The sequence below is a fragment of the Nonomuraea rosea genome (assembly GCF_039539705.1).
Taxonomy (GTDB): domain Bacteria; phylum Actinomycetota; class Actinomycetes; order Streptosporangiales; family Streptosporangiaceae; genus Nonomuraea; species Nonomuraea rosea.
Window position 1 is genome coordinate 131,654 of the sequence record NZ_BAABDQ010000022.1, and the last position, 25,884, is coordinate 157,537.

At 71.3% G+C, this 25,884-nt stretch carries 29 protein-coding genes; 20 read left to right on the forward strand and 9 right to left on the reverse strand.

The features are described 5' to 3' along the window. Window positions 1-11 precede the first annotated feature (11 nt). Both ABEA43_RS39445 and ABEA43_RS39450 read right to left on the reverse strand, forming a co-directional pair. Entirely contained in the window at window positions 12-383 is a 372-nt protein-coding gene (locus ABEA43_RS39445; RefSeq protein WP_345570170.1) for an antibiotic biosynthesis monooxygenase family protein, read from the reverse strand. A 71-nt stretch (window positions 384-454) separates the two neighbouring features. After that, window positions 455-610 carry a hypothetical protein gene (locus ABEA43_RS39450; RefSeq protein ID WP_345570171.1) on the reverse strand — a complete coding sequence of 52 codons (156 nt, stop codon included), beginning with the start codon at window positions 608-610 and terminating at the stop codon, window positions 455-457. Window positions 611-883: 273 nt separating this feature from the next. On the opposite strand from ABEA43_RS39450, the gene ABEA43_RS39455 reads away from it, so the two are divergent. Then, a complete protein-coding gene (locus ABEA43_RS39455; RefSeq protein ID WP_345570173.1) occupies window positions 884-1,672 on the forward strand; it encodes a GntR family transcriptional regulator in 789 nt (262 codons plus the stop codon). Between the two features lie 382 nt (window positions 1,673-2,054). Here the strand turns inward: ABEA43_RS39455 and ABEA43_RS39460 are convergent, their stop codons facing one another. Then, window positions 2,055-2,669: a TetR/AcrR family transcriptional regulator gene (locus tag ABEA43_RS39460; protein WP_345570175.1), complete on the reverse strand. Its 615-nt coding sequence runs from the start codon at window positions 2,667-2,669 to the stop codon at window positions 2,055-2,057. Between the two features lie 141 nt (window positions 2,670-2,810). Between ABEA43_RS39460 and ABEA43_RS39465 the strand changes: the two genes are divergently transcribed. From ABEA43_RS39465 to ABEA43_RS39495, 7 genes are all read left to right on the forward strand, one after another. Next, window positions 2,811-4,388: an MFS transporter gene (locus ABEA43_RS39465; protein WP_345570177.1), complete on the forward strand. Its 1,578-nt coding sequence runs from the start codon at window positions 2,811-2,813 to the stop codon at window positions 4,386-4,388. 109 nt (window positions 4,389-4,497) lie between these two features. Beyond that, a complete protein-coding gene (locus ABEA43_RS39470; RefSeq protein WP_345570179.1) occupies window positions 4,498-5,469 on the forward strand; it encodes a phosphotriesterase family protein in 972 nt (323 codons plus the stop codon). A gap of 48 nt (window positions 5,470-5,517) precedes the next feature. Continuing rightward, window positions 5,518-6,471, forward strand: a complete 954-nt coding sequence (locus ABEA43_RS39475) for a phosphotriesterase family protein (protein ID WP_345570181.1) — start codon at window positions 5,518-5,520, stop codon at window positions 6,469-6,471. Between the two features lie 16 nt (window positions 6,472-6,487). Beyond that, complete coding sequence (locus ABEA43_RS39480) at window positions 6,488-7,606, forward strand: FAD-dependent oxidoreductase (RefSeq protein ID WP_345570183.1); 1,119 nt, start codon at window positions 6,488-6,490, stop codon at window positions 7,604-7,606. A gap of 5 nt (window positions 7,607-7,611) precedes the next feature. Further along, on the forward strand, window positions 7,612-8,526 hold the full coding sequence (locus ABEA43_RS39485; protein WP_345570184.1) for an alpha/beta hydrolase: 915 nt from the start codon (window positions 7,612-7,614) through the stop codon (window positions 8,524-8,526). After that, on the forward strand, window positions 8,523-9,473 hold the full coding sequence (locus ABEA43_RS39490; RefSeq protein ID WP_345570185.1) for an MBL fold metallo-hydrolase: 951 nt from the start codon (window positions 8,523-8,525) through the stop codon (window positions 9,471-9,473). The genes ABEA43_RS39485 and ABEA43_RS39490 overlap by 4 nt, the downstream gene beginning before the upstream one ends. Further along, on the forward strand, window positions 9,470-11,182 hold the full coding sequence (locus tag ABEA43_RS39495; RefSeq protein ID WP_345570187.1) for a CocE/NonD family hydrolase: 1,713 nt from the start codon (window positions 9,470-9,472) through the stop codon (window positions 11,180-11,182). Before ABEA43_RS39490 ends, ABEA43_RS39495 begins: the two co-directional genes overlap by 4 nt. Before the next feature lie 43 nt (window positions 11,183-11,225). On the opposite strand, the gene ABEA43_RS39500 is transcribed toward ABEA43_RS39495, so the two are convergent. Continuing rightward, entirely contained in the window at window positions 11,226-12,002 is a 777-nt protein-coding gene (locus ABEA43_RS39500) for an IclR family transcriptional regulator (RefSeq protein WP_345570188.1), read from the reverse strand. Window positions 12,003-12,072: 70 nt separating this feature from the next. On the opposite strand from ABEA43_RS39500, the gene ABEA43_RS39505 reads away from it, so the two are divergent. From ABEA43_RS39505 to ABEA43_RS39530, 6 genes are read left to right on the forward strand one after another with little or no spacing between them, the layout of a single operon-like run. Then, on the forward strand, window positions 12,073-13,230 hold the full coding sequence (locus ABEA43_RS39505) for a cupin domain-containing protein (RefSeq protein WP_345570189.1): 1,158 nt from the start codon (window positions 12,073-12,075) through the stop codon (window positions 13,228-13,230). Continuing rightward, on the forward strand, window positions 13,227-14,069 hold the full coding sequence (locus tag ABEA43_RS39510; protein WP_345570191.1) for a fumarylacetoacetate hydrolase family protein: 843 nt from the start codon (window positions 13,227-13,229) through the stop codon (window positions 14,067-14,069). The genes ABEA43_RS39505 and ABEA43_RS39510 overlap by 4 nt, the downstream gene beginning before the upstream one ends. Continuing rightward, window positions 14,069-14,779: a maleylpyruvate isomerase family mycothiol-dependent enzyme gene (locus ABEA43_RS39515; protein ID WP_345570193.1), complete on the forward strand. Its 711-nt coding sequence runs from the start codon at window positions 14,069-14,071 to the stop codon at window positions 14,777-14,779. Before ABEA43_RS39510 ends, ABEA43_RS39515 begins: the two co-directional genes overlap by 1 nt. Beyond that, complete coding sequence (locus ABEA43_RS39520; protein WP_345570195.1) at window positions 14,770-16,119, forward strand: FAD-dependent oxidoreductase; 1,350 nt, start codon at window positions 14,770-14,772, stop codon at window positions 16,117-16,119. Before ABEA43_RS39515 ends, ABEA43_RS39520 begins: the two co-directional genes overlap by 10 nt. Before the next feature lie 51 nt (window positions 16,120-16,170). Beyond that, a complete protein-coding gene (locus ABEA43_RS39525; RefSeq protein ID WP_345570197.1) occupies window positions 16,171-16,959 on the forward strand; it encodes a LolA family protein in 789 nt (262 codons plus the stop codon). A gap of 22 nt (window positions 16,960-16,981) precedes the next feature. Next, on the forward strand, window positions 16,982-17,812 hold the full coding sequence (locus ABEA43_RS39530; RefSeq protein WP_345570198.1) for an NAD(P)H-binding protein: 831 nt from the start codon (window positions 16,982-16,984) through the stop codon (window positions 17,810-17,812). Between the two features lie 214 nt (window positions 17,813-18,026). On the opposite strand, the gene ABEA43_RS39535 is transcribed toward ABEA43_RS39530, so the two are convergent. Further along, a complete protein-coding gene (locus ABEA43_RS39535) occupies window positions 18,027-18,821 on the reverse strand; it encodes a phytanoyl-CoA dioxygenase family protein (protein ID WP_345570200.1) in 795 nt (264 codons plus the stop codon). Between the two features lie 98 nt (window positions 18,822-18,919). Here ABEA43_RS39535 and ABEA43_RS39540 point away from each other — a divergent pair, with 98 nt between their 5' ends. Beyond that, window positions 18,920-19,831: an AraC family transcriptional regulator gene (locus ABEA43_RS39540; protein ID WP_345570202.1), complete on the forward strand. Its 912-nt coding sequence runs from the start codon at window positions 18,920-18,922 to the stop codon at window positions 19,829-19,831. A gap of 123 nt (window positions 19,832-19,954) precedes the next feature. Here the strand turns inward: ABEA43_RS39540 and ABEA43_RS39545 are convergent, their stop codons facing one another. Both ABEA43_RS39545 and ABEA43_RS39550 read right to left on the reverse strand, forming a co-directional pair. After that, on the reverse strand, window positions 19,955-20,359 hold the full coding sequence (locus ABEA43_RS39545) for a MerR family transcriptional regulator (protein WP_345570203.1): 405 nt from the start codon (window positions 20,357-20,359) through the stop codon (window positions 19,955-19,957). A 9-nt stretch (window positions 20,360-20,368) separates the two neighbouring features. After that, window positions 20,369-21,133 (reverse strand): SDR family NAD(P)-dependent oxidoreductase, encoded by a 765-nt coding sequence (locus tag ABEA43_RS39550; RefSeq protein WP_345570205.1) that lies wholly within the window; start codon window positions 21,131-21,133, stop codon window positions 20,369-20,371. A 28-nt stretch (window positions 21,134-21,161) separates the two neighbouring features. Here ABEA43_RS39550 and ABEA43_RS39555 point away from each other — a divergent pair, with 28 nt between their 5' ends. From ABEA43_RS39555 to ABEA43_RS39570, 4 genes are all read left to right on the forward strand, one after another. Continuing rightward, the gene (locus tag ABEA43_RS39555; RefSeq protein WP_345570207.1) at window positions 21,162-21,926 is read left to right on the forward strand and encodes a sensor histidine kinase; all 765 of its coding nucleotides are present in this window, start codon (window positions 21,162-21,164) and stop codon (window positions 21,924-21,926) included. A gap of 36 nt (window positions 21,927-21,962) precedes the next feature. Continuing rightward, a complete protein-coding gene (locus ABEA43_RS39560) occupies window positions 21,963-22,997 on the forward strand; it encodes a zinc-dependent alcohol dehydrogenase family protein (RefSeq protein WP_345570209.1) in 1,035 nt (344 codons plus the stop codon). Between the two features lie 18 nt (window positions 22,998-23,015). Further along, window positions 23,016-23,177, forward strand: coding sequence for a cupin domain-containing protein (locus tag ABEA43_RS39565; protein ID WP_345570210.1), 162 nt, complete (start codon window positions 23,016-23,018; stop codon window positions 23,175-23,177). Between the two features lie 293 nt (window positions 23,178-23,470). Next, the gene (locus tag ABEA43_RS39570; protein WP_345570212.1) at window positions 23,471-23,845 is read left to right on the forward strand and encodes a hypothetical protein; all 375 of its coding nucleotides are present in this window, start codon (window positions 23,471-23,473) and stop codon (window positions 23,843-23,845) included. 337 nt (window positions 23,846-24,182) lie between these two features. Here the strand turns inward: ABEA43_RS39570 and ABEA43_RS39575 are convergent, their stop codons facing one another. Both ABEA43_RS39575 and ABEA43_RS39580 read right to left on the reverse strand, forming a co-directional pair. Further along, window positions 24,183-24,548: a hypothetical protein gene (locus ABEA43_RS39575; RefSeq protein WP_345570213.1), complete on the reverse strand. Its 366-nt coding sequence runs from the start codon at window positions 24,546-24,548 to the stop codon at window positions 24,183-24,185. A 112-nt stretch (window positions 24,549-24,660) separates the two neighbouring features. Then, window positions 24,661-25,170: a cupin domain-containing protein gene (locus ABEA43_RS39580; RefSeq protein ID WP_345570214.1), complete on the reverse strand. Its 510-nt coding sequence runs from the start codon at window positions 25,168-25,170 to the stop codon at window positions 24,661-24,663. Between the two features lie 46 nt (window positions 25,171-25,216). On the opposite strand from ABEA43_RS39580, the gene ABEA43_RS39585 reads away from it, so the two are divergent. Continuing rightward, complete coding sequence (locus ABEA43_RS39585) at window positions 25,217-25,861, forward strand: TetR/AcrR family transcriptional regulator (protein ID WP_345570216.1); 645 nt, start codon at window positions 25,217-25,219, stop codon at window positions 25,859-25,861. Window positions 25,862-25,884: the final 23 nt, after the last annotated feature.

A 25,884-nucleotide genomic window follows, 5' to 3' on the forward strand; every position in this document is an offset into this window, starting at 1 on the left:
GGCACCACGTCTCAGGCGTCCGCCGGCGTCGTCACGTCCGCTGGCGTTGCCACGTCCGCTGGCGTTGCCACGTTCGTCGGCCAGGCCGCCACGACGGTGAAGTGGGTGACCGTCTGCTCGAAGTTCGTCAAGGCGGCCTGGGCCGCCGTCTCCACGACCGCGTGATCGAGGTCATCCCCTGCGAAGGCGCGGATCGTCTCCAGCGACTCCCAATGCGTGATGACCTGGATCTCCACCTGGTCTTCTGACTCGCGCGTGAGGAGATACGCCGCGCTGCAGCCGTCCAGCCGGCGCAGCTCGGGCAGGACGGCGGCGTCGAAGTGTTCGGCGTAGCGCCCGGCACCCTCAAGGGTGGCGGACGCCTTCCATACTCTGGCGATCATCGGATCTCCTGTCTGGATCGCGAACTTCGGGCCGTACGAGGTGCTCGGCGGAGAGCAGGACAGGTTCGGGCTCACGGGCCGGCCGAGCGCCAGTCGCGCGCGATGCCGCCGACGGGGGACTGCTTGAGGCCGATCTGTACGCCGGTGAGGTCCTCGAAGCGCAGGAGCTCCTCCGTGCTGGTCCCGATGTGGCCACCACCGATGATCACGACCCCGGCTGTCTGCATCCAGCCCCCAAATGGGATCCGCATCCAGCCCGCGAATGGGATCCGAAAAGACACAGCCGAAGCCTAGATCTATCCCGTCTGAGGTGTAAAGCGCTCAGGAAAGCCCAATTTGGGATCCGAGGCGACGACCGGGACTGGCTCAGGGACGAGGGCCGTAGGCTGGACGCACGCCATGGAAGGAGACCGGCACGTGACGGTGCACCGGATGCGGATCGACGCGCTCATAGGACGCCCGAGCCGCTCCCTCAGCTCTGACCTGCCTCGCCGCACCACGTGTGCGGCCCCTTCCGGCTCGGGCAGACGATGACGCCCGCCATGCTCGGCCGCGACGACCACACGCGGCCGATGCCCGCGATCGCGTCCGACGACACGGCGATCACCACGAAAGCCGACCAGATCGCGCAGGCCATCGAAGAGATGATCGTCGCCGGACGTCTGGCGCCGGGCACCGTGCTGCGCCAGGACGAGCTGTCGCACCGGTTCGGCGTCAGCCGTACGCCGATCAGGGAGGCGCTACGGCAGCTCGCGGCGGTGGGCCTGGTGTCGTTCACGCCCAATCGAGGCGTGCGGGTGCGCGCGCTCGATCGCGACGAGTGGGCTCAGACGTTCCTCGCCCGGGCGGCGCTGGAAGGCGCCGCCGCCGAGCTCGCCGCCCAGCACCTGACCGACGAATGCCTCGCCGAGATGGACGCGGCGAATGCGGAGTTCAGCCGGCAGACGGCGCTCCTGCGGGACCCTGGGGTGTCGGGGAGCGAGCGCGAGCGGGCATCGTTCGCGTGGGTCGCCGCGAACGAGGACTTCCACACCGCGATCATCCGGGCCGCGGGCGCGCCCCTGTTCGAGCGGCTGATCGCGGGGCTCAGGCGGGTCTTCTCCGGCGAGGCCCGGTGGTCGCCCGGCTCGCCGGCCGACAAACTGTACGAGACCAACCTCCGGCAGCACGAGGCGATCCGGCACGCGCTGGCCGTGCGGAACGGCCCGGCCGCCCGCATCCTGGTCCAGGACCACATCATGGACTCCTGGCATCTCCTTCAAGCCGTCCTGGACGAGCCCTCCTCATAACGGACGAGCCCTCCCCATAGCGCCAGCTCCGGAAAGCTGCCCGCACGAAGGCCTCATCGAGCGGGACGCCGCACGAAGGCCTCATCGAGCGGGACGCGTTTGTACCGGCGGACGGCTTCGATGACGGCTCCGGCACCAACCGCAGGCTGGACCAGACTGTCCCCGCGCTCGGCCCGTGGCCTTGCTGCGAGGCCGGACAGCTCGTCGTTCCCGGCCGCTGCCGGGAACCGGCCCGTACGGCGACACCGCGAGCCCGTGGCGGGCTCGTACAGGCGGCGTGGCTTGGCGGTCAGCGGCGGGGCCCAGCGGGGTGGCCCGGCGGTCAGCGGGGTGGCCCGGCGGTCAGTGGGGTGGCCCGGCGGTCAGTGGCGGGGCCTGGTGGTCAGTGGCGGCCGATGGAGCCGACCCAGCTCTCCGTGAGGACGTCCAGCATCTCGTCGCGCCCGGCGCCCCAGGTCCCCGGTTTCCAGTAGCGCGCGACGTGGTCGAGCTCGGTGATGGCGATGACGCCCCGGAGGTGGCGGGTGCCGGCGGGGAACCGGCCCGCACGGTCGAGCCCCTCCTGGATGTCGCCGATGGCCTCGTTCAGCCACTCGTCGAGGAGCGTGCGGATCTCGGGATCGACGGCCGCGGCCTCGAAGGCGGCCGTGGTGTAGGGGCGGATCGCGTCCCAGCGTTCCGAGGTCGACGCGAGCCACCCGCGGATCCGCTCCGGCGAGCCGTCCTCGACCACGGCGACCAGCTCACGCTCGGTCGAGCCGTGCTCGGCGGAGGGGAGCCGGTCGAGCGCGGCGTTGAGCCGCTCCGAGACGAGGGCCTTCATCAGATCGACCTTGGAGGGGAAGTACGCATAGAAGGTGACCCGCGTCGTCCCCGCCGCCGACGCGATGTCGTCGACCGTCGTCGTCGCATAGCCCTTCGACCCGAACAGGTCGAGGCCGGCGTCGAGCAGGAGTTTCCGCGTCATCTCCTTCTGTGCCGCACGAAGCGTCGCCATCCCGCCAGCATAGAGCACGGCGGATGCGTTCTGCTCTTACTGATCGTTCTAAATACGTACTGCTTAAACTCTTGATGTTGTGTCAAGTGATGTGACACCTTGCACAACCAACAGGGCTCTTCGGCAAGAAAGAACATCGCAATGACGCAGACCGCTGCACGCAAGCAGGGCTACACCGCCACGGTGGTCGCCGGCTGCTTCGCCGTGCTTCTCGCGCAGGTGGCGTACTCGCTGCCCGGCGCGCTCAACGGGACCCTCCAGCAGGAGTTCCAGACCACCGGCGCCGAATTGACGTGGATCACGGCCGCCTTCGCCATCCCCATGGTCGTCTTCGAGCTGACCACCGGCGTGCTCGGCGACCTGTTCGGCCGCAAGCGGCTGCTGCAGGCAGGCGCGTTGCTGACCGTCGCCGGCTCGCTCGTCAGCTGCGTCGCCGGAACGGTCCAGGTCCTGTGGGCCGGGCAGGCCGTCGCGGGTCTCGGAGCCGCGATCCTCTACCCGATCTCGCTCGCCATGCTGGCCGCGGTCAGCCCGTCGCAGGAGGCCCGGTCCAAGGCCATCGCCGTCTGGGCCGGCTTCCTCTCGATCGGTGCGGCGATCTCCCCGCTGATGGGCGGGTGGCTGGCCGCGCAGGGCCATTGGCGGACGTCGTACATCGTGGTGATCACGGCGGCGGTCGTCTCGATCGTCATCACGCAGTTCGCCGCCGACTCCTCGGCGCCGGAGGGGCGCAAGCTGGACATTCCCGGCCAGGTCACGCTCGCCCTCGGTCTGATCGCCATCCTCTTCGCCGCCACGCAGGGCTCCGAGGCCGGCTTCGCCCGGCCCGAGATCATCGGCGCCTTCGCCGCGGGCCTCGTGCTCCTCGGCGCCTTCGTCGTCATCGAGTTGCGGGCCGACGTCCCGCTGCTGCACCTCGGCATCTTCGCCAACCGTTCGTACGCGATCGTGGCGATCGCCACGGTGGTCGGCATGTTCGCGTTTCTCGCGATCTGCTACTCGATGAGCATCTGGCTCGGCGCGATCCAGCACCAGAGCGCTCTGAAGATCGGCGTGCTGTTCCTCTTCATCCAGGGCCCGGCCTTCGTGCTGATGACGGCCGTCTCCCACCTGATCAGGAACTTCTCGCCGCGCTGGGTGCTCACCGCCGGTTTCGCCCTCATCGCCGTCAGCGGCGTCTGGTGCTCGACGTTCGACGTCCGCGACCTGGACTGGACGCAGTTCATCGGCCCGATGCTGGCCCTCGGTGTCGGCTTCGCGCTCACCGTCGGCTCGATCACGGCCGTCGCGATCAACACCGTTCCGCTGCGGCTGGCCGGCATGGCCAGTGCCACCACCAACCTGCTGCGCGACTTCGGCTTCGCCCTCGGTCCTGTGCTCATCGCCGCGTTCGCGGTCAGCCGGGCGAACGGCGACCTGAGCGCCGGCTTCGGCGGCGCGATCGGCGCGTCCGGGCTCGAGCCGCCGTACGCCGGCGTCGCCGGGGGCATCGCGCACGGGAGCGGCGCCATGGCGATCAACTCGATGCCGGTCGTGCCCGGCGCCGGTCCGGGCCTGCCGCCGGTGCCGATGCCGGAGAGCCTGCGCGTGCTCGCACTCGAATCGCTCGGCAGCGCCTACAGCCTCGCCTTCCTGGTCGCCAGCCTGTGTGCCGCCGCTGCCGCGGCGCTGACGCTGTTCGGGCTCTTCGGCTCGCAGCGGGCCGGCGCCGAGGCTTGACCCGACCTATACGGGTAGATTATTAACTTAATCCCTTGGATAATTGGTTTACATCATGTTAAATCTACGTGACCGCGGTCGCGCGCCGCGATGGAAAGGAGGGGCAGCGATGGGTGCCCACACCGCCGTCAACACCGTCCTCGGCCCCGTTCCCGCGCAGGAGCTGGGGGTCGTCGCGATTCACGAGGCCCTGCTGTCGGTGTTCCCGGGAGCGGAGCACGCGTTCGACGTCACCATCGACCGTGCCGAGATCTTCGAGACCCTGGCCGGGAAGCTGCGGGACTTCCGCAGGCACGGCGGCGGGACGATCGTCGACAGCACCGGCATGTTCCACGGGCGCGATGTGCGGCTGTACGAGGCCCTCTCGCGCACGACCGGCGTGCACATCGTCGCGTCGACAGGCCAGGGCCCCGAGGAGCTGCTCGGCGGCTACTTCCTGACGCCGCAGACCAACCCCCCGACGCCGTGGCCGGCTGAGAAGTTCGCCGACCTCTTCGCCAGGGAGGTCACCGAGGGCATGGTGGTTCCCCGCGTCGGGCGGCGGGGCGCCGCGGGCCTCGTGGCCACCGCCGCGACCGTCACGGGCATGACCGCGACCGACGAGAGCCTGTTCCGGGGTGCGGCCCGCGCCGCCCTGGCCACCGGTGTCCCGGTCTCCATCCGCTACGGGGACGATGCCGTGCGCGACCTCGAGGTCGTCCTGGACGAGAAGCTGCCGGCCGGCCGCGTCGCCGTCGGCGGGCTCGACCGTAAAGACGCCGTCGCCACGGGCGCGCCGCGCGACGTCGCCGCCCGCGGCGCGTACGTCGCCCTCGACCACGTGGGCGCCGAGGACGACACCCACGTCACCGGCGCCGAGCGGGCCGCCCTGGTCGCCGAGCTGATCGAGGCCGGGCACGGCGACCGGATCCTGCTGTCGAGCAACGCGACCGGCGTCGCCAAGGGCCACCCGCCCCGCGACGTGCCCTACCGCCACGTCCTGACCACGTTCGTCCCGCTGCTCCAGGCGCAGGGCCTCAGCGGCGAGGACGTCCGGCGGATCCTCGTGGACAACCCGCGCGACCTGCTGTCGGTGCGCTGAGCGCGCGCCAGCCCAAGACCATCAAGCTTTCCCGCAAAGGTGAACGTCGTGCCGAGAGTGAACACCGTCCTGGGGCCGATCCCGACCGAAGAGCTGGGTCTCGTGGCCGTCCACGAGCACATCGGGTACGGCATGCCGGGCTCCGAGCTGGACACGAAGTGGTGGAAGACCCCGGAGCAGCGCTACGAGGAGACCGTACCGAAGCTGCGCCGGTTCCATGAGTACGGCGGCGGCACGTTCGTCGACGCGACCGGCATCTGCAACGGCCGGGACGTCGACTACTACCGGTCGCTGTCCGCGAAGACCGGCGTGCACATCGTGGCGAGCACCGGCTTCGTCGGCGGCGACACGGCGCTGCCGTTCTTCGCCCGGGCGAGCGTGGACTACCTGGCCGGGCACTTCGTCCACGAGATCACCGCCGGCATCGGCGGCACCGGCGGCCGCGCCGGCGTCATCAAGGTCGGCGTGAGCCGCGGCGGCCGGATGACGGACCTGGACAAGCGCATCTACCGCGCCGCCGCCCGCGCCGCCCTGACCACCGGCGTCCCCGTCCTGACCCACCTCGCGATCGACGCCGAGAACGCGATCGCGATCTTCGAGGCGGAGGGCCTGCCGCTCGACCGCGTCCTGTTCGGGCACGTGGACGACGGGGTGAACGCCGATAAGACGCGCGACACCTGGATCGCGGAGCAGGGCGGCCGGGTCGGGTTCGACACTTTCGGCTACGAGACCGAGCTGGAGGACCCGCCCTTCTGGGCCCGTCCGCGCAAGGAGCGGCTGGAGCACTTCCTCCGCTTCATCGGTCAGGGGCACCTGGGCAAGGTGCTCGCGTCCGCCGACGCCAACTGCAGCCCGCTGGGCTGGCCGGGAGTGAAGGGCCACACCGTCAACTACATCTTCGAGGACCTCATCCCCGACCTCCGCGCCGCCGGTCTCGACGAGGCCGCGATCCACACCATCTTCGTCGGCAACCCCGCAGACTTCCTCACGATCCAGAACTGACAAGGACACCAAGCGCATGCGGTCCTCAGACCTGAAGAACCTGAACATCGTCGTCGTCGGCGCGGGGTACGGCGGCGCGGCCGCGGCCAAGGCCCTGGACCTGCTCGGCGCCACCGTCGACGTCTACGAGCAGGCGAGCCGGATCCGCGAGGTCGGCGCCGGCATCGGCCTGCGGCCGTCCACCATGGACCGGTTCCGCCAGTGGGGCGTCTTCGACGCGATCGCGAAGGTGAGCTCGCCGAGCGACTACTTCGAGATCCTCACCGCCACCGCCGACCCGATCATGAAGGAGGTGTGGCCGGAGATCGACACCTTCGGCGAGAAGACCCGCCTGATCCACCGCGGGGACTTCATCGAGGCTCTCCTGGGCGTGCTCCCCGAGGGCATGGTGCACCTGGGCCACAAGCTGGAGAGCGTCAGCGACGAGGGCGACAGGGCGACGCTGACCTTCGCCAACGGCCGGTCGGTCACCGCCGACCTGGTGGTCGGCGCCGACGGCATCAAGTCGGTCGTGCGCGGGCAGTTGTTCGGCGGCAACCAGCCGGTGTTCTCCGGCGAGCACGCCTACCGCGCGGTGATCTCCGTCGACGACGCCTGCGGGATGGCCGTGGACGACAACCTCCGGATGTACATCGGCCGGGGCACGAAGGTCTACCTCCTGCCGCTGCGCCGGCGCGGCCAGGTCTCGTTCGACATCACCGCCCTGTGCGCGGACGGCACCTGGACGCCGGAGGTCACCAAGGACGACCTGCTGAAGACCGTCGAGGGCTTCGACGAGCGGATCGTGGAGATCACCCGCGGCCTCGACATGGACGCCGTCAACTGCCGCGGGGTCTACGACATCGACCCGGTCGGCACGTGGCACTCGGACTCCGTCGTCCTCGTGGGCGACGCGGCCCATTCGATGCTGCATCACCAGGGCCAGGGCGCGAACTCGGCGATCCTGGACGCCGGCGCCCTCGCCGACGCCCTCAAGGAGGCCGGCTCCGTCAAGGAGGCGCTGGCGCACTACCAGGCCACCCGCAAGCCGGTGACCGACGAGCTGCAGCGGATCTCGCGCCAGGGCTGGACCGATGACGAGATCGACGACGTCTTCCCCGGCCAGAAGCCCGCGTATCAGAAACTGGAGGCCTGACGCCCATGCCACTGCACCCCGACATCGCCCAGGTCCTCGCGGCACTGCCGGCGCCGCCGCCCGGTCCGCTGAACCCGGAGGCGATGCGCGCCGGCGAGGAGTCGCAGGTCCCGCCCGTGGCCGAGCGCCTGCCGCTGCACTCCGTCGAGGACGCCATGGCGGGCGAGGTCCCCGTACGCGTCTACACGCCGGTCGAGGCCGCCGCGTACGGCCTGCTGATCTACTTCCACGGCGGCGCGTTCTTCCTCGGCAGCCTGGAGACGCACGACCACGTCGCGCGCGCCCTCGCCAAGGAGACCGGGCTCAAGGTCGTCTCCGTCGGCTACCGGCTGGCGCCCGAGGACGCCTTCCCCGCCGGTCTGGAGGACTGTCACGCCGCGGTCCGCTGGGCCGCCGCGAACGGCGAGACCCTGGGCTGGGACGGCACGACGCTGGCCGTCGCCGGTGACAGCTCGGGCGGCACTTTCGCCGCGGCCGTCGCCGCCATGGCCCACGACGAGGGATTCGGCCGCATCACCCACCAGGTCCTCCTCTACCCGTCGCTCGACCTCGACTTCGACGTGGACCGCTACGCCTCGCTGCGCGAGAACGCCGCCGGCTACGGCCTGGAGACCGCGGGGCTGAAGCCGTTCAACGCCTTCTACCTCGACGGCGGCGCCGACCCGGCCGATCCGCTGGTCTCGCCGATCAAGCGGGCCGACCTCACCGGACTGCCGCCGGCGCTGATCGTGACCGCGGAGTGCGACCCGCTGCGTGACGAGGGCGAACAGTACGGCCGGCGCCTCACGGAGGCCGGAGTCGAGGCCACGGTGAGCCGCTACGAGGGCGCCAACCACGGGTTCGTGGCGAACTTCTCCTGGATCCCGGCCTACCACCGGGTCTTCGAGGAGACGGCCGCCTTCCTGAAGGGCAGGTCATGACGCAGGTTCATCCCCTGGTCTCGCCGTGGGGCCGGTTCGGTCTGTACAGCTTCTTCGTCGACGCCCCCGAGCCGGCCATCGTCGACACGGGGATCGCCTCCTCGCCCGCCGAGGGCATGGCCCCCGCGCTGGAGGCCATCGGGCGCCGCATCGAGGACGTGCGCTGGATCCTGCTGACCCACGGTCACATCGACCACGTCGGCGGCGCCCACGCCCTGTGGGAGCTCACCGGCCGGCGCGCGCAGGTGGTCATCCACGAGGCCGACGCCCCGCTGCTGCGCTCGCGCCGGGCGCACGTGGAGGAGTACCTCCACGGCCGGGCGCGATACCTGAACGACCCCGAGGGCGCGGCGAAGGTGTCGGCCGCCGCCGACGCGGTCATCTCCGGCGAGATGGAGCCGGCCATGCTGCTCAAGGGCGGCGAGACCCTTTCGCTCGGCGGCGACGTCACCGTCTCCGTCCACTCGGTCCCGGGTCACACGCCCGGATCGGTGGCCTATGTGATCGACGGTCAGCGCGCGGTGTTCGCCGGCGACGCCGTCCAGGTCCACGGGGCCGCCAACGGCTTCCCCGGCTACGCGGACCCGGTCGCGTACCGTGCCGGCCTGCGGTACCTGCGCGACGAGGTCCGTCCGCGGCACCTGTACCTCGGGCACCCGTACCGCCGCGCGGACGGCAGGCCGTACGGCGTCGAGCTCGACGCCGGCCAGGCCAGGGAGGCGCTCCAGGAGAGCCTGGACATCGAGGCCGGTGTCAGCGAGGCCGCCTGCCGCTGCCTGCGGGACGGCCTGGCGGAGACGGACTCGCCGTACTCCCCGTTCGCCCCCGCCGCCGAGACGCTCGGCTACACCGGCGACCCCGCGCTGGAGCCGTCGCCGTTCTTCACATCGATGCACGGCTACCGCACACGCGTGGACCACACAGGACAAGGAACTTCGCACTCATGACCGACTTCCAGACGATCCGGGCGGGCGAGCAGACGATCGCCGTCCGCAAGGACCTGCGGGTGCCGATGCGCGACGGCGTCACCCTCGCCGTGGACGCCTACCACGGTACGGAGGACAGGCCGCGCCCGGCACTGATCGCGATGAGCGCCTACGGCAAGGAGCTGCAGGCCCTCGCCCTCACCACGCCGCCGCAGCGCCGCCCCAGCCCCATGTGGGACGGCTGCATCGAGGCCGGTGACATCGCGCGCGTCGTCCAGGAGGACTACGTGCACGTCATCGGCGACATGCGCGGCACCGGCGACTCCGGCGGCGTGATGATCGGCAACTACAACGCCGGCGGCGTCCCCCAGGGCCAGGACCTGTACGACCTCATCGAATGGGTCGCCGGGCAGCCGTGGTGCGACGGGAACATCGGCATGATCGGCATCTCCTACTTCGGGTCGATGCAGGTGCTCGCCGCGGCCGAGCGGCCGCCGCACCTGAAGGCGATCTTCGTCAGCGGCGGCCATTTCGACTTCTACGAGACCACCTACCACGGCGGCGTCATGTGGTTCATGCCGCGCGCCGCCCGCGAGGGACGCGGCGGCGACTCCGGCATCGCGCACACCGACGTCAGGTCCCGCATGCGGGAGGTCCACTCCCCGGAGGAGCTTGAGAAGCTCGTGGACGAACGGCTCCGGGACCCGGACGTGGCCGCGTGGCCGAACCTCGTGCACGTGCTGAGATACCCGAACAACCGCGAGCTCTGGTTCGACATCGTGATGAACCACCTCGACGGGGAGTGGTACGAGGAGCGCAACCCCGTCGCGCTGGCCGCGAACATCGACATCCCGGTCTATCTGCAGATCGACCAGGGGCGCGGCTGGACCGTGGACGGCCACATCGAGCTGTTCGACGTGCTGAAGGGGCCCAAGAAGCTGGACATCGGCTCCTACCCGCCGATGCAGTCGCGGCCCTGGATCGAGGAGCACGACAAGATGTTCCGCTGGTACGCGTACTGGCTGAAGGGCATCGACGACGGCATCATGGACGAGCCGGCCGTGAGCGTCTTCGTGGAGGGCACGCGTGAGGTGGTCACCGCGGAGCGGTGGCCGCCGAAGAAGATCGAGTACAAACCGCTGTACCTGCGCCCGCGTCACAAGCTCGCCACCGAGCCTGAGCTGATGGGCGCGGAGCACGCCGCCCCGGACGGCTTCTACCAGGCGCCGCTGACGGTGACCGACAGGGTGGAGATCGTCAGCTGGAGCACCGCGCCGTTCGAGGAGCCCGCGGAGCTCATCGGCACCGGTGCGGCGCACCTGTTCGCCGAGATCGACCAGGATGACACGAACTTCATCATGCGGCTGTGGGACGTCGCCCCGGACGGAGGCCGCCGGCTGATCACCACCGGCTTCCTCAAGGCGTCACACCGCGAGCTGGACGACCGGACGAGCGATGGCAATCCGTACCATCCGCACACCCGCGCCGTGCCGGTGCAGCCCGGGAAGATCGAGGAGTACGTCCTGCGGCTCTACCCGTTCGCGGCGACGGTCGCCCCCGGTCACCGTCTGCTGGCGGAGCTGTCCAACGACGAACCGCCGGCCGACGCGCACAACGCGCTGCTGCCGCCGGACGCGTTCCACCTGCCGGTGGGCCGCCCCGTCACCCACAAGATCTATCGCGACGCCGCTCACCCGTCCCGGCTCGTGCTGCCGTTCACGAAGGGGTAGCCGATCACGGGGTCCGCGTGCCCGGCTGGAGATCCCGCCGGCTTCAGCCGGAGCGGGCGAGATCGGCCTCGACGGCGCCCGCGGCGCGGGAAAGGGCGTCGACCAGGGCCGGCAGCCGGAGCCGGTGGTAGCGGCCGCTCGGCATCGACACCGACAGGCCGGCGAGGGCCTGCCCGTCGGGGGCCCGGAGCGGCACGCCGAGCGCCACCACACCGCGCTCCGAGCGGCCCTGGTTGAGCGCGAACCCGTTGCGCCGCACCCGGGCCAGCTCGGCCCGCAGCCTGTCCAGATCGGGCCGCTCCACGGGCCGGCCGGCGTACCGCTCGGCCGGGTAGACCGCCGCGAGCTCCTCGCCGGTCAGCTCGGCCAGCAGGAGCAGCCCCGCCGTGGTGCGGTGGGCCGGGAACACCATGCCCTCGCGGGAGCCCACCCGCAGGCTCTGCGAGCACTCGACGCTGGCGATGAACCGGACCGTGTCCCCGGTGCGCACCGCCACGTTGACGGACTCGTCGAGGACGCCGGCCAGCCGGTGCAGGTGCGGCAGGGCCGCCGCCCGCAGCCGGGACGCGACCGAGGGGGAGTGGGCGGCCAGCTCCAGGACCGGACCGGCCCGGTAGAGGCGCCGATCGTCCTGGACCGCGAAGTCGCGGTAGACCAGCATCGCGAGCAGCCGGTGCGCGGTGGAGCGGGCCACGCCCAGCCGCTCGGCCACCTCCGAGACCGTCAGCTCGCCCTCCAGCTGCAGCATCGCGGCGATCCGCAACGCGTGATCGACACTGTTGATCAGATAGGTCGGCGGGCTCTTCAGCGGCTTGTCCATGACCTCCCTCGCGATTCTGCACAGCAGAATTAGCAGTTCTGCACAGCACGACAGGAGCAAGATTAGCCGTATGAGCACCCCTGTGACCACGCCCGATTCCCCGGTGCGGCTCCGTGCGACCGACGCGCCGGGCCAGCCCGACGTCACCCCCGCGCTCGACCGCCTGTACCGCGGTTTCGAACGGGAGCTGCTGGTGCCGCTGTGGACGGAGATCGGCGACCTGATGCCGGCGCATCCCCGTTCGCACGCGGTGCCCCACCTGTGGCGCTGGGAGAGCCTGCGCGCGCTCGCCGAGCAGGCCGGAGGCCTCGTCCCGGTCGGCCGCGGCGGCGAACGGCGGGCGATCGCGCTGGCGAATCCGGGCCTGGGCGGCCGTCCCTTCGCCACCCCCACGCTGTGGGCCGCGATCCAGTACCTGATGCCCGGCGAGGACGCCCCTGAGCACCGCCACACCCAGCACGCCTTCCGCTTCGTCGTCGAGGGCCAGGGCGTGTGGACGGTCGTGAACGGCGACGCCGTCCCGATGCGCCGCGGCGACTTCCTGCCGCAGGGCGGCTGGAACTGGCACGCCCACCACAACGCGACCGACCAGCCGATGGCCTGGATCGACGGGCTCGACATCCCCTTCCAGTACGCCTCCGAGACGCAGTTCTTCGAGCTCGGCCGCGACGAGATCAGCGACGCCGAGCGGATCACGCCCGAACGCTCCCGTTCCGAGCGGCTGTGGGGCCATCCGGGGCTGCGTCCGCTGTCCGCCGGCGAGCTCGCCCCGGGCACCCCGCTGCTGTCCTACAAGTGGGAGTTCACCGACCGCGCCCTGATCGACCAGCTCTCCCTCGAGTCCCAGGGCTTCGGCGGCACCGTCGAGCCCGGCCACGCCGCCGTCCGCTACACGAACCCGGCCACCGGTGCCGACGTCCTGCCCACCATCCGGGTCGAGATGCACCGCGTCGTCCGCGGCGCGGAGACCGCCCCGGTCCGCGAGACCGGATCGTCGGTCTACCAGGTGTTCGACGGCTCCGGCAGCGTCACCGTCGGCGACAGGACCTGGTCGGTCACCCGCGGCGACCTGTTCGTCGTCCCTTCCTGGCAGTCCTTCTCCGCCCGGTCCGAGTCCGGCGCCACCGACTCCGACTCGGGCGCGCTGGACCTGTTCCGGTTCAGCGACGCCCCGATCCTCGAAGCCCTCCAGCTCAACCGCACCCGTATCGAAGGGACCACCCGATGAAGCTCGCCACCCTCCGCGTCAACGGCTCGACCCGGGCCGTGCGACTCGACGGTGACCGGCTCGTCGACCTCGGCGCCACCGACCTCGGCGAGCTCTTCTCCCGGGACGGCTGGGCCGAGCGGGCCGCGGCCGCTGACGCCCTCAGGACCTATCCCGTCGAGGGCGCGGACTTCGCGCCGGTCGTCCCGCGCCCCTCGAAGGTCGTCTGCGTGGGACTCAACTACAAGAACCACATTCAGGAGATGGGCCGCGACCTTCCGCAGTACCCCACCCTGTTCGCGAAGTTCGCCGACTGCCTCATCGGCGCCACCGACCAGATCGCCCGCCCTGAGGAGACCACCGAGTTCGACTGGGAGGTCGAGCTCGCCGTGGTGATCGGCGCGCCGGTCCGCCGTGCCAGGGGCGCCCAGGCCGAGGCCGCGATCGCCGGCTTCACCGTGCTCAACGACATCACCTGCCGGGACTGGCAGTTCCGCACCCGCGAGTGGCTGCAGGGCAAGATGTGGGACTCCTCCACCCCGGTCGGCCCGTACGTCGTCACCCCGGACGAGCTGCCCGGCGGCGTACGCCCGCGACTCGATGTCAAGCTCAGCGTCGGCGGCGCGGTCATGCAGCACGACAACACCGGCGACCTGCTCTTCGACCCGGTCTCGCTGGTGGAGTACATCTCGACGGTGGTGCGCCTCAACCCCGGCGACATCATCGCCACCGGCACCCCCGGCGGCGTCGGCCACGCCCGCGACCCCAAGCGCTACCTGACCGGCGGCGAGCGCGTCGTCTCCGAGATCCAGGGCATCGGCCGGCTCGACAACACCGTGGCAGAGGAGGGCACAGCCTGATGCGCCGTACCTTCGAGGATGCGCTGAGCTGGAGCGCGGCGGGCACCGGACGGCTGCTCGGCGCCGTCGCCGGGTGGGGTGAGGAGCAGTACCTCGCTCCGTCCGGGCTGCCCGGCTGGACCCGCAAGCACCTGGTGGCGCACGTGGCGGCGAACGCCGACGCGCTGGGCAACCTGGTGCGCTGGGCCGCGACCGGCGAGAAGACCCCGATGTACGCCTCGTTCGAACAGCGCGACGCCGACATCGCGGCCGGTTCCGCGAAGCCGGCCGCCGAGCTGGCCGCCTGGCTGCACGAGTCCGCGGACCGGCTCGCCGCCGGCGCCGCCGCCCTGAGCCCAGGACAGTGGGCCGCCGAGGTGGTCACTGCCCAGGGCCGTGCGGTCCCCGCGACCGAGATCCCGTGGCTGCGGTCGCGCGAGGTCTGGGTGCACGCCGTCGATCTGGCGGCCGGTGTCCGCTTCGCCGACCTTCCCACCGGTTTCCTCGCCGCGCTGGCCGACGACATCGCGGGCAAGCGCCGCAACGCTCCCGGGCCCGCGGTCGTCCTCACCGCCGCTGACACCGGCGACCGCTGGGAGCTGCCCGGTGAGAACGACGTCACCGCGATCACCGGTTCGCTCGCCGAGGTCACGGCCTACCTCGCCGGCCGTCCGCACGCCCTGACGACGACCGGCGGCGGGCCCGCTCCGACACTGCCGGCGTGGTTGTGAACGAGCACGACACCGAGGAGAACGACGTGACCACCCGGACGTCCGCGAGCCCCGTCGACGTCCTGATCGTCGGAGGCGGCATCGGCGGCCTCAGCGCCGCCTTCGCCCTCGCCCGCGAGGGCCTGCGGGTGCGCGTGCTGGAGCGGGCCGACGAGTTCGGCGAGGTCGGCGCCGGTCTGCAGATCGCGCCCAACTGCACCCGCATCCTGCACGACTACGGCCTGCTCGACGAGGCCAAGGACCTCGGCGTGCTGCCGGGGAGCATGGTGATGCGCGACGCCGTGGACGGTGGCGAGCTGACCCGCCTGGACCTGGCCGACCTGGAACGCGAGTACGGCTTCCCGTACATGGTCATCCACCGCAGCGACCTGCACGGCATCTTCCTGCGCGCCTGCCGGCGCACGGGAGTGGACCTGATCACCGGCGCCCGGGTCAGCGGCTACGAGAACACCGCGACCGGTGCCCGGGTGCTGCTGGCGGACGGCCGCGCCGACGAGGCCCGGGTGGTCATCGCCGCCGACGGCCTGCACTCCGTGGCACGCGGGCTCCTGGCCGACGACGAGCCGGTCAGCTCCTCCTACGTCGCCTACCGCGCCGCCATCCCCATCGAGCAGGCCGGCCGCGAGGTGGACCTCGGCGAGGTCTCGGTCCACGTCGGCCCGCGCTGCCACTTCGTCTGCTACGGGCTGCGCGGCGGCGAGATGCTCAACCAGGTCGCGGTCTTCCAGTCTCCCAAGGCCCTCGCGGGCGAGGCTGACTGGGGCACTCCGGACGAGCTCGACGACGCCTTCGCCGCGACCTGCCCGGACGTCCAGGCCGGCATCCCGCTGATGTGGCGCGACCGCTGGTGGCGGATGTTCGACCGCGACCCCATTATGACGTGGGTCGACGGCAACATCGCGCTGCTCGGCGACGCCGCCCACCCGCCGCTGCAGTACATGGCGCAGGGCGCGGTCATGGCCATCGAGGACGGCTGGGTGCTCGCCAAGCACGTCGCCGCGCGCCGCGCCGCGAACGGCCCTGCCGACTGGCAGGGCGCCCTCGCGGCCTACGAGGCCGTCCGCCCGGAGCACTGCCGGCGCGTCCTGACCACGGCCCGCGCCTGGGGCGAGCTGTGGCACCTGGACGGCGTCGCCCGCCTCCAGCGCAACGCGCTCCTGCGAGCCCGCGACACCTACGACTACTCCTTCATCGATTGGATCTACGGCCCGACGGCGCTGACGCCGGAGGAGGAGCCGCCGATGTTCGCGCCGATCCCACTGGATTCCGCCGACGTCCGCGACCCGGCCGGCAGGTCCGATCCCTCCCCGATGCCGGCCGGACACCGGCCAGGAGCCTGACGAGCCCGAACCGTGTTCCGGGCGTGATCCGATCGCGGCAGGATCATCATCATGAGAAGGCTGATCACGGCTTTGGTGGTCTGTGGCGCGCTGCTGACGAGCGCGGCTCTCGCGCAGGCGGAGGCCAAGGACCCCGTCCAGGCGCTGCGGGCCGTTCTGGCGGCCGGCCGCGGCGTGCAGTTCAGCGAGACGTCCACCCTTGCTGACGGCGCGGGTGAACGCCGGCGCAGAGGGGTCTTCGAGCTCGACGCCAAGGGCGCCGTCAAGGCCCTGGACGTCACCATCACCGGGGGCGAGCACGGTCCCGAACGGGCCATCGGCTTCAACCACGACATCGGCGGCACGGCCTACCGATCCGGCGGCCGCATAGGAAAGTGGCTGAGGAAGGGCAAGACCTGGTGGAAGGATGCCCACCAGCTTCACCTCTGGCATACCGAGCTGCTCGGCCACGACGAGCAGGTCGTCAACCCGGCCGAGCCCGCGGTCCTGGCCGCCCTGCTGAAGAACGGGCAGCGAAGCGGGAATGCCGTCACCGGCGCGATCACGCTCAAGCAGCTTGAGCAGGTCTCCCGCTGGGCTGAGCACTCGACCCACGCCGGCTGGGATCCGGACGTCGAGCTCGTCTACACTGTCACACTGACCCCCGGGAGCCTGGTCAGCAGGGTGCAGAGCACGTTCACCTTCGCCGGCGGGCTCGAAGAGCTGGAGGGCAAGACCCTCGACGTCGACACCCACTACAGCCGATGGGGCGGCAAGGTGTCGATCAAGGCGCCCGACCGGCGAGAGACGACCACCGAGCTCTGCGTCGAGGGCATCTGCAAGTGGCGCCTTCCGGGCTGACGACGATTCGACAGGAGACATCATGATCTTGGTGACCGGTGCCACCGGCAACATCGGCTCGCCGTTGGTGGCCGCGCTGGCCCAGGCCGGGCAGCAGGTACGCGCCCTGGTACGCGACCCTCGGCGCGTCACCCTGCCGCAAGGTGTCGAGCCCGTCACCGGCGACCTGAACGCGCCCGACAGCCTGACCGGCGCGCTGACCGGCGTACGGGGAGTGTTCCTGCTGCCGGGATACGCGGACACTCCCGCCTTGCTGGCCCACATGCGCCAGGCCGGGGTGGAACGGGTCGTCCTGCTGTCGAGCGGCTCGGCCGCGCTCGCGGACATGGGCAACGCCGTCTCCCGCTACATGACGCTGGCCGAGCGCGACGTGCGCGAGTCGGGCCTGCCGTGGACGTTCCTGCGGCCCCGGGCGTTCATGTCCAACGCCCTGCGCTGGCTGCCGCAGCTCCGGGAGGGCGACCTGGTACGCGTGCCGTTCGCCGGGGTGGCCGCGGCCGCCATCGACCCCGCCGACATCGCGGCCGTGGCCGCCCTGGCGCTGACGGGCGACGGGCATGCGGGCCGGATCTACGACCTGACCGGCCCGGACTCGCTGCTGCCCGCCGACCAGGTCGCCGTGCTGGCCGACGTGCTGGGCAGGGACCTGCGCTGCGAAGCCCTGCCGGACGCGGAGGCCCGCGCCGAGATGGAGGCGAGCATGCCGGTCGAGTACGTCGACGCCTTCTTCAGCTTCTACGCCGACGGCACGCTCGACGAGTCGCAGGTCCTGCCGACCGTGCACGAGGTGACCGGACGCCCGTCCCGCACGTTCGGACAATGGGCGCAGGCACACGCCGAAGCCTTCCACTGACCTCGTACGGGGCATTTCGTCCTGCAGCGGCTCGTCTACGAGGGGACGTCCCCCGCGTCGTCGACGATGCCCACGCCCTCTCTCCCCATCAGATCGCGGACCGCTTCCACGCCGACGCCTGTACTTATCCGGGAGAGAGGGAAAGGTGCCCAGGCCATGTTCCTACGGCGTGATCGTGCTGGAGCTCCACACCGCCTGATCGGCACAGGGCCGGCTACGCCCAGGGGCGGGGGAAGCTCTCGCCGTCCAGCCGGTCGCCCGCGGCCAGCCCGAGAGGATCGGTCACGACGTGCCCGGTCCCGCTGTAGCGGGTCGCCTCGTCCATGTAGATGGTGACGTGCGCGAGCCGCGCCTGGCCGGTCCGGTTGGGCAGCGCCATGTGGCCGGTGTAACCGCTGTGGAAGGTGCAGTCGCCGGCGCGGAGCGGCACGGTGACGCGGGGGATCCAGCGCAGGGACGGGTCCATCTCGAACAGGTCCTCCTCGTGGTGGAGGTCCTGCGGGCGCAGGCCGGTGCGATCCTGGGTGCCGGGCAGGAAGGTCATGCAGCCCCGCTCCGGTGGCACGTCGACCAGCGCGATCCACGCCGAAAGCGGAAGCCGGTCGCCCGCGTGCGGCCAGTACGGGCGGTCCTGGTGGAACTCCGTGGCGGCGTTGTTGTGCGGCTCCTTGACCAGCATCTGGTCGTGCCAGAGCCGCAGCGGGAACCCGGCGAGCTGTTCGGCGATCCGGCCGAGCCGCCGGTCGAGCGTGAGCTCGCGCAGCGTCTGGTCGCGCTGCCAGACGTTGACGAGCTGGCTGAAGACGCCCTTCTTCTCCAGACTCTCCGCGCGATGCGTCTCCAGGAACGCCTCGGCACCGGCCCGGAAGCGCTCGATCTGGCCGGGCTCGAGAACGCCCCGCACTCGAACAAAACCGGATTCGCGGTAAGCCGACACCAGCTCGCCGGGCACCAGGCCGTCGGTGCCGACGTCGCTCCTGGGCTGCTCGGCCGTGGTCGTTGCCATCATTGACCTCCAAGGTTCGTGCCGTGGTGACACCACAAGCCTCGCCGTGACGCGCCGCCCGGGGCTAGGCCGATCCCGGCGAGCAGTCGTACGATCCCGACATGCTTGCCACGCTGCACGAGCACGCGCTGTTCGCCGGAGGCCCCGTCCTGGGGGGCGTCCACCACGTGGATCTCGACATCGAGTCGCACGCGCACGACTTCCTCGAGATCGCGGTGATCGGCACCGGCCACGGCCGGCACGTGACCAGCCTGGGCGAGCAGCCGCTGAGCCGCGGGCAGGTCATCGTGCTCCGCCCCGGCGCCTGGCACGGGTTCCGCGACTGCGCCGGCCTGGTCGTCGCCAACTGCTGCCTGTCCGCCCAGGCATTGCGGGCCGAGCTGGCGGCGTTGTATGACATCCCGATGCTGCGCCGGATGCTGTGGACCGATCCGGTGGCCTCCGGCACGCACGGCGTGTCGGTCACGACGGTCGATCCGGCCGCCGCCGAACAGGCCATCGCGGAGATCCGCCTGCTCGAACAGGATCTCGCAGCCGACCGGAGCCGGCCGGGCCGGGTGCTGGGCCGGCTGGTCACCGTGCTCGGCGTCCTGGCCGACGGCCGCGATCCCGGACGAGAGCCGATCGCGTCCGCCCTCCACCCCGCGGTCGCCGCCACCGTCGCCCGGCTGGAGGCGGAGCCCGCCCGGCCGTGGCGGCTGGACGACCTCGCCCGGGCGGCCAACCTGGATCCCGCCTATCTCGGCCGGCTGTTCGTACGGTATGTCGGGTTGACGCCGCTGGGCTTCCTCGCCCGGCTGCGGGCCGAGCGCGCCGCCACGTTGCTGGCACACTCGGCTCTGCCGGCCGCCCGGGTCGGCGCCGCCGTGGGCTGGGACGATCCGACGTACTTCGCCCGCCGCTTCCGGGCGCTGGTCGGGCTGACGCCCACCGAGTACCGGCGCCGCAGCCGTTCAGGCGGCATGAACGCCGAGGTCATGGACGAGGGGCGGTCCGCGGCTGGGTGCGGATGAGCTCGGTGCCGAGCGCGGTCGCCTGGTGCAGGGCAGTGACAGTTCACCGTCAGGGTCCGTGTCGCGTCAGCATGATTCGACCGTGCGGAGAACACCGAGGTCACAGCCGGGCTGCGGCTCAGCTTAAGCGGGGCGGGTGTAGGCGGGGTGGCGGGCGACGGTGCCGGGCCGCCGCGGCGTCGCCCCGCCGGTCAGGGCCTCCACGAGCCGGTCCCGTACGGCGCTCAGCTCGGCGATCCGCTCCTCCAGGGCTTCGACCTTCCTGCTCACCGCTTCCACACTGGGCGGGCAGGCCGGGCCCAGCGAGACCTCGCCATCGTCCAGGCAGGGCAGGAAGCCGCGTACGTCCTGAGCCGTGAAGCCGTTCGACAACAGCAGCTGGATGTTGCGGACCTTGGCCACCGCACCGCCGTCGTAGCGCCGGTAGCCGTTGGCGGCCCGCTCCGGCTGGAGCAGCCCCTCCTGCTCGTAGTAGCGCAGGGCACGGACGGTGACGCCGCTCGCTCGCGCCAGCTCCCCGATCAGCACGGTCGCAGTTTACGCCTTCGGTCCCGCCGCCACGGAGAGCCCGCCGTCGACGCGAACCACCGTGCCGGTCAGGTACCCGGCCTCGGGCCGCGCCACGTTCACGATCCACCAGGCGATCTCACCGGGCTGGGCGATGCGGCCGAGCGGGATGCGTCCGAGGAGTCCCGCGCCCGCGGCGGCGATCTGCTCCTGGGTGAACCCGGCGTGCGCCAGCACGGGTGTGGCGGTGATGCCGGGCGCCACCGACACGACACGCACGCCCTCGGGGGCGAGCTCCACCGCCCAGGTGGCCGTCAGGAAATCGAGGGCGACCTTGGTCGAGCCGTACACCGAGTTGTCCGGCCAGCCGCCCCAGGGCGGGTTGGAGGACACGTTCACGATCGTCCCCTTCGCGGAGACCAAATGCGGGAGGGCGGCCTGGGCCAGGAAGACGGGTGCGAGGAGGTTCGTGGCGATCTGCTCCTCGGCGACACGGCGATCGATCGTCCCGAGCGCGGCGGGCCGGGTGATCGCGGCATTGTTGACCAGGACGTCGATCCGGCCCAGCCGCCGCACCGCCGTCTCGACGATCCGCTCGGGCCCATCGGCGGCCGCGCCGTCGGCGGCGAAGGCACTGATCGAGGGGTACGCGGCAGCCGTCTCCTCCAGCCGCGCGGCGGTGCGGCCGACGACGAGCACCTGCGCGCCCTCGGCCGCGAACTGGTGAGCCGTGGCCCGGCCGATCCCCGTGCCGCCCCCCGTGATGACCACGCCCTTGCCTGCCAAGCCGCCCATGAGTGTCTCCGTCCGCCAGTGAGTGAACGTGACGCTAAAGGCTGACCTGGGCGTCAAGGTCAAGGCGCGCCTCCACCCGCCGGTCTCCCGACCGCGCAGGGACGAATGGTCAGGGGCGGAAGTCGCCCGCGTGGTCCCGCGCCCACTCGGCGAAGGTCTGGGCGGGCCGCCCGGTGAGCTTCTCGACGATGAGGGAGGTCTCGGGGGCGGCCTGACCGTGGTGGCCGCCCGCGCCCGTGAGATGAGCGACGCGGACCTCGTCCAGGTGCTGCTGCCGGACCCCACCGGACAGACGCTGATCGTGGAGGTCGCCGAGGGAGAAGGCTCGGACGAGCTGCTGGGCGCCGCCCTCTACGTCCCGGCGACGCCGGCCGGCCTGGTGCCGGAGCCGGTGATCGAGCACGTGCTGGCGGTGCTGCGCGAGGCCCTGTCCAACGTGGTGCGCCACTCGCACGCCACCCGGGCGGAGGTCTCCGTCGTGGTCACCGCGGGCTCCTTCGCCCTCGTCGTCACCGACGACGGAGTCGGCCCTGGCGAGAGCGGCCGCCGCAGCGGCCTGCGCAACATCGAGGAACGCGCTGCCCGGCTCGGCGGCACCACCCCGGGTGGAGTCGCCCGATGGGGGAGGGATGCGGCTGCTCTGGTACGTCCCCCTGCGACGTACGGCCGCGCATCGTTCCCCGGGCAGGCGGCTGGAAGGAGCCGGCCGGAAAGATCCTCGGCCTCCGGGATTTACCGACAACGGACCTGTGCCAGGCGTGCCGGTCACCCGGCCGCGACCAGCGGTGGGTAGGTCCGACGACAACCGTCGACGAGGAAAGACACTGTCATGCGAGCAACCCTGATCTACGGAGCCGGTGACGTGCGCGTGGAGAACGTGCCCGACCCGGTGCTGCGCGAGCCCACCGACGCCCTGGTCCGCGTGCTCCGCTCCTGTGTGTGCGGCAGCGACCTGTGGCCCTACAAGTCCCGCCCCGCCACCGAGCAGGGCGAACGCATCGGGCACGAGTTCCTCGGCGTCGTCGAGGACGTCGGCTCGGAGGTCTCCGGGCTGCGGCGCGGCGACGTCGTGGTGGCGCCGTTCGTCTGGTCGGACAACACCTGCGACTTCTGCCGCGAGGGCCTGCAGACCTCCTGCCGGCACGGCGGACTGTGGGCCGCCGACGGGGTGGACGGCGGCCAGGGCGAGGCGGTACGCGTCCCGCAGGCCCAGGGCACGCTGGTCAAGCTTCCGGCCGGCGAGGACAGCGCGCTGCTTCCGTCCCTGCTCACTCTGTCGGACGTGTTCCCGACCGGGCACCACTGCGCGTTCACCGCCGGGGTCGGCCCGGGCACGACGGTGACCGTGATCGGCGACGGCGCCGTCGGGCTGTGCGCGGTGCTGGCCGCCAAGCGGCTCGGCGCCGAGCAGATCATCCTCATGGGCCGCCACAAGGACCGTACCGACCTGGGCCGTGACTTCGGCGCCACCGACATCGTCGCCGAACGCGACGAGGAGGGCGTCGAGCGCGTACGGGAGCTGACCGGCGGCGACGGCACCCGCGCCGTGCTGGAGTGCGTCGGCACCGAGCAGGCCATCGGGACCGCGTTCGCGGTGGCCCGCGACGGCGGCACCGTCAGCCGGATCGGCGCGCCCCAGTACGAGAAGGTGGCGATGGGGTTCGGCGAGTTCTTCCGCAACCTCACCCTCACCGGCGGCGTCGCCCCGGCCCGCGCCTACATCGAGGAGCTGCTGCCCGAGATCCTGGACGGCACCCTGGAGCCCGGCCGCGTCTTCGACCGCACCGTCGGCCTGGAGCAGGTGCCCGACGGCTACCGCGCGATGAACGACCGCACCGCGCTGAAGGTCCTCATCCAGCCTTGACCAGCCCGCGTTTCACGGGTGAAACCACCGCCCGGCGACACCGTCTACACCCCGCCCGGCGAGTGGCACCGGCACGGCGCCGCCCCCGACCACTTCATGGCCCACCTGGCCATGTGGGAGGGCGCCGGGGAAGCGGGCGTACCCGGGGTGCAGCCAAGGTACGGCGGAAACCGGCAATAGGCGGGTAGTGGGTGCGGGTTTGGGCTACTGGCCCGCGGCGTTGGAGTACCTGAGCCTGGAGGCGGTCGTGGAGCTCGGCTTCCTCGGGTGTTTCCGGCTCGCTGCGCTGCCGGATCGGGGTGGGCTTGGGTCGCAGCGTCACGCGGTCGTTCGCGGCGGCCTGTTCGATGGCTAGCTTGGGTCTTGACCTCTTCCTGCCGGGACCGGCCGGGTAGCGTCCGCGCCGGCCGTGTCAGCGGCCGTGTCAGCGCGACACCGGCCGGGCGTCAGAGCGGTCCGCGATCGTAACGACCATGAACGGTTCAGTGATCGCGGCCACGACGCCGCGTAAGGCGTACGAGGGCAAGATCGTCCTGGACGGCATCGGCTTCCGCCACACCATGCGCGGCCCGCTGGCCCGTTACGACGCCATGCTCGGGAGCCTCGTGGCCCTCGGGATCATCATCGGGCTCGTGCCGGCCGGCAAGGAGAGGCCGGGAGTGCGGCCATTGACTCGGCACCTGTCGTTCACCCCGCTCATCGAGACCCTGCGCGGCCTGTTGTCCAGCCCGCCGTCGGCAGGCCTGGTCATCATGGCGATCGCCGGGTGCGCGGGGCTCTTGTTGCTGGGCTACCTGTGGGTACGCGCGCAGTTCACCATCGCTTCGTCGCGACCGAGCGAGGCCTGACCGTCCGCATCCCGGTCACCTGGCAATCTGACCTGGAATGGGGTGTCGGGCCTCACAGCGCAGACGACGGAACCCCGGCGGACCCCGAATTCCGCCTTCCCCACGTGGGCGATCTGACCGGTGCGGTCGTGATGGTCGCGGAGTTGTTCGAGCCCGGCCGTTTTGAGCCGGTCGGCTTCATCCACGATCAGGAGCTCGGCACCGGTGGAGGGTTGACGCCGTTGCCCCGGCCGGGCCGATGTAGCGCGACCCCGGGTACGTGGGCGGCGCGCTTGAGCTCGGCCAGTTCCCGGCGCACGCGGACGGCTTCCTCCCGCTGCGGCCACGATGATCGTGTCTACAGCGTTGCGAAGCTCTGCATGCCGGAGATCTTGAGTAGTTCTGCTCGGATGTCTGGGCATTCTTTCTGGGTTTGGTCGTCGATCTGGGCTCCGGTGGGAACGGCGCCCTGTTTCTCGTACCAGGAGTAGAGGTTGACGGTGAGGTTGCCCATCCTGCCCACGTCCGAGTCGATCGCGCGCAGGGCCGGTAGCCGGCCCCGTAGGTAGCCGCACAGATCGGCGGCCGAAACGGTAGTCGCGTCGTTGGACGGCCGGGCCTTCGCTGTCGCTGCGGCCAAGGTGCTGGAGTCGGGATTGTGCGCGGGCGCGGCAGTTTCGGTGCCGGAGCACGCAGTGAGAGCCAGCGCGCTGCACAAGAGCATCGTCGTGGACGTACGGCTGATAGACGTTCGCGTCACGATGTATTCGTCCCGGGAAGTGGTGGTCGGAATAGGACAGGTTGCCGGTGAAGTCCCGGCGGCGGGACGGGATCATTCAGCTGGAGTCGATCGCGGAGTCAGCCGGGATCGGGGGTCCGACGACGCGGAGACCGTAGCGGGGGGCGACCTCGTTCCAGCGGCGGATCTCCTCCTCGGCCGGGGTGGCATCGCGGCCGGGCAGGCGGCGCTCGCGGGCAGGGGCGCCGACCTCGTCGTAGAGCGCCATCAGCCCGCCCGGCACGGTCAGGCCGAGGAAGCGCACCGGGATCGCGCCGGTGACACGGAAGGCGTGCGGGATGCCGGAGGGCAGGTAGATGAACGACCCGGCCGACAACTCGTGGCGCACCTCGCCCGCCTGGTAGGTCATCGTGCCGTCGAGCAGGTAGAAGGCCTCGGCCTCGTGGGTGTGCACGTGCAGGGGGGTCGCGACGCCCGGTGGCTGGGTGATGAGCGAGACCCCCAGGGTGCCGCCTGTCTCCTCCCCCGAGGCCAGCCGTTCGAACAGCGACTCCATCGCCCAGGTCGCGGGCCCCTCGCCGGCACTGCGGATCACTACACCGTCCATAATTTGTCCTAAGACTATTCGGATGAATACTGGTAAGGTAGGGCGCGTGACCGACCACGTCAAGGCCCGCCGATACAGCTCTCCCAAGCGTGCCGAGCAGGCGCTGCAGACCAGGAGCGCGATACTCAAGGCCGCGCGCGCGGTGTTCGTCGAGCGGGGGTACGCGGCGGCCACCATCCCCGAGGTCGCGCGGGCGGCCGGCGTGGCGGTCGACACGGTCTACGCCGCCGTGGGCCGCAAGCCGGTGCTGTTCCGGCTGCTCATCGAGTCCGCGCTGTCGGGCGGTGACCACCCGGTCGAGGCCGAGCAGCGCGACTACGTGCAGCGGATCAGGCAGGCGACCAGCGCGGGCGAGAAGATCGCCATCTACGCGGCGGCGATCCGGCCGATCCAGGAGCGGATCGCGCCGCTCTTCGTCGCCCTGCGTGACGCGTCGGCGCAGGACGCGAAACTGGCAGCCCTCTGGCGGGAGATCGCCGAGAGGCGTGCGGCCAACATGCGGCTGTTCGCCCAGGATCTCGCGGCGACTGGTGAGCTACGCACCGACCTCACGCTCGACGAGGTGGCCGACGTGGTGTGGAGCACGAACGCCCCGGAGTACTACCTGCTGCTGGTCCACGACCGGGGCTGGACGCCTGAGCGCTTCGAGACATGGCTGGCCGACACTTGGCGCCGGTTGTTGCTCGCCTGATCGATGTCCGCGACGGGACACCT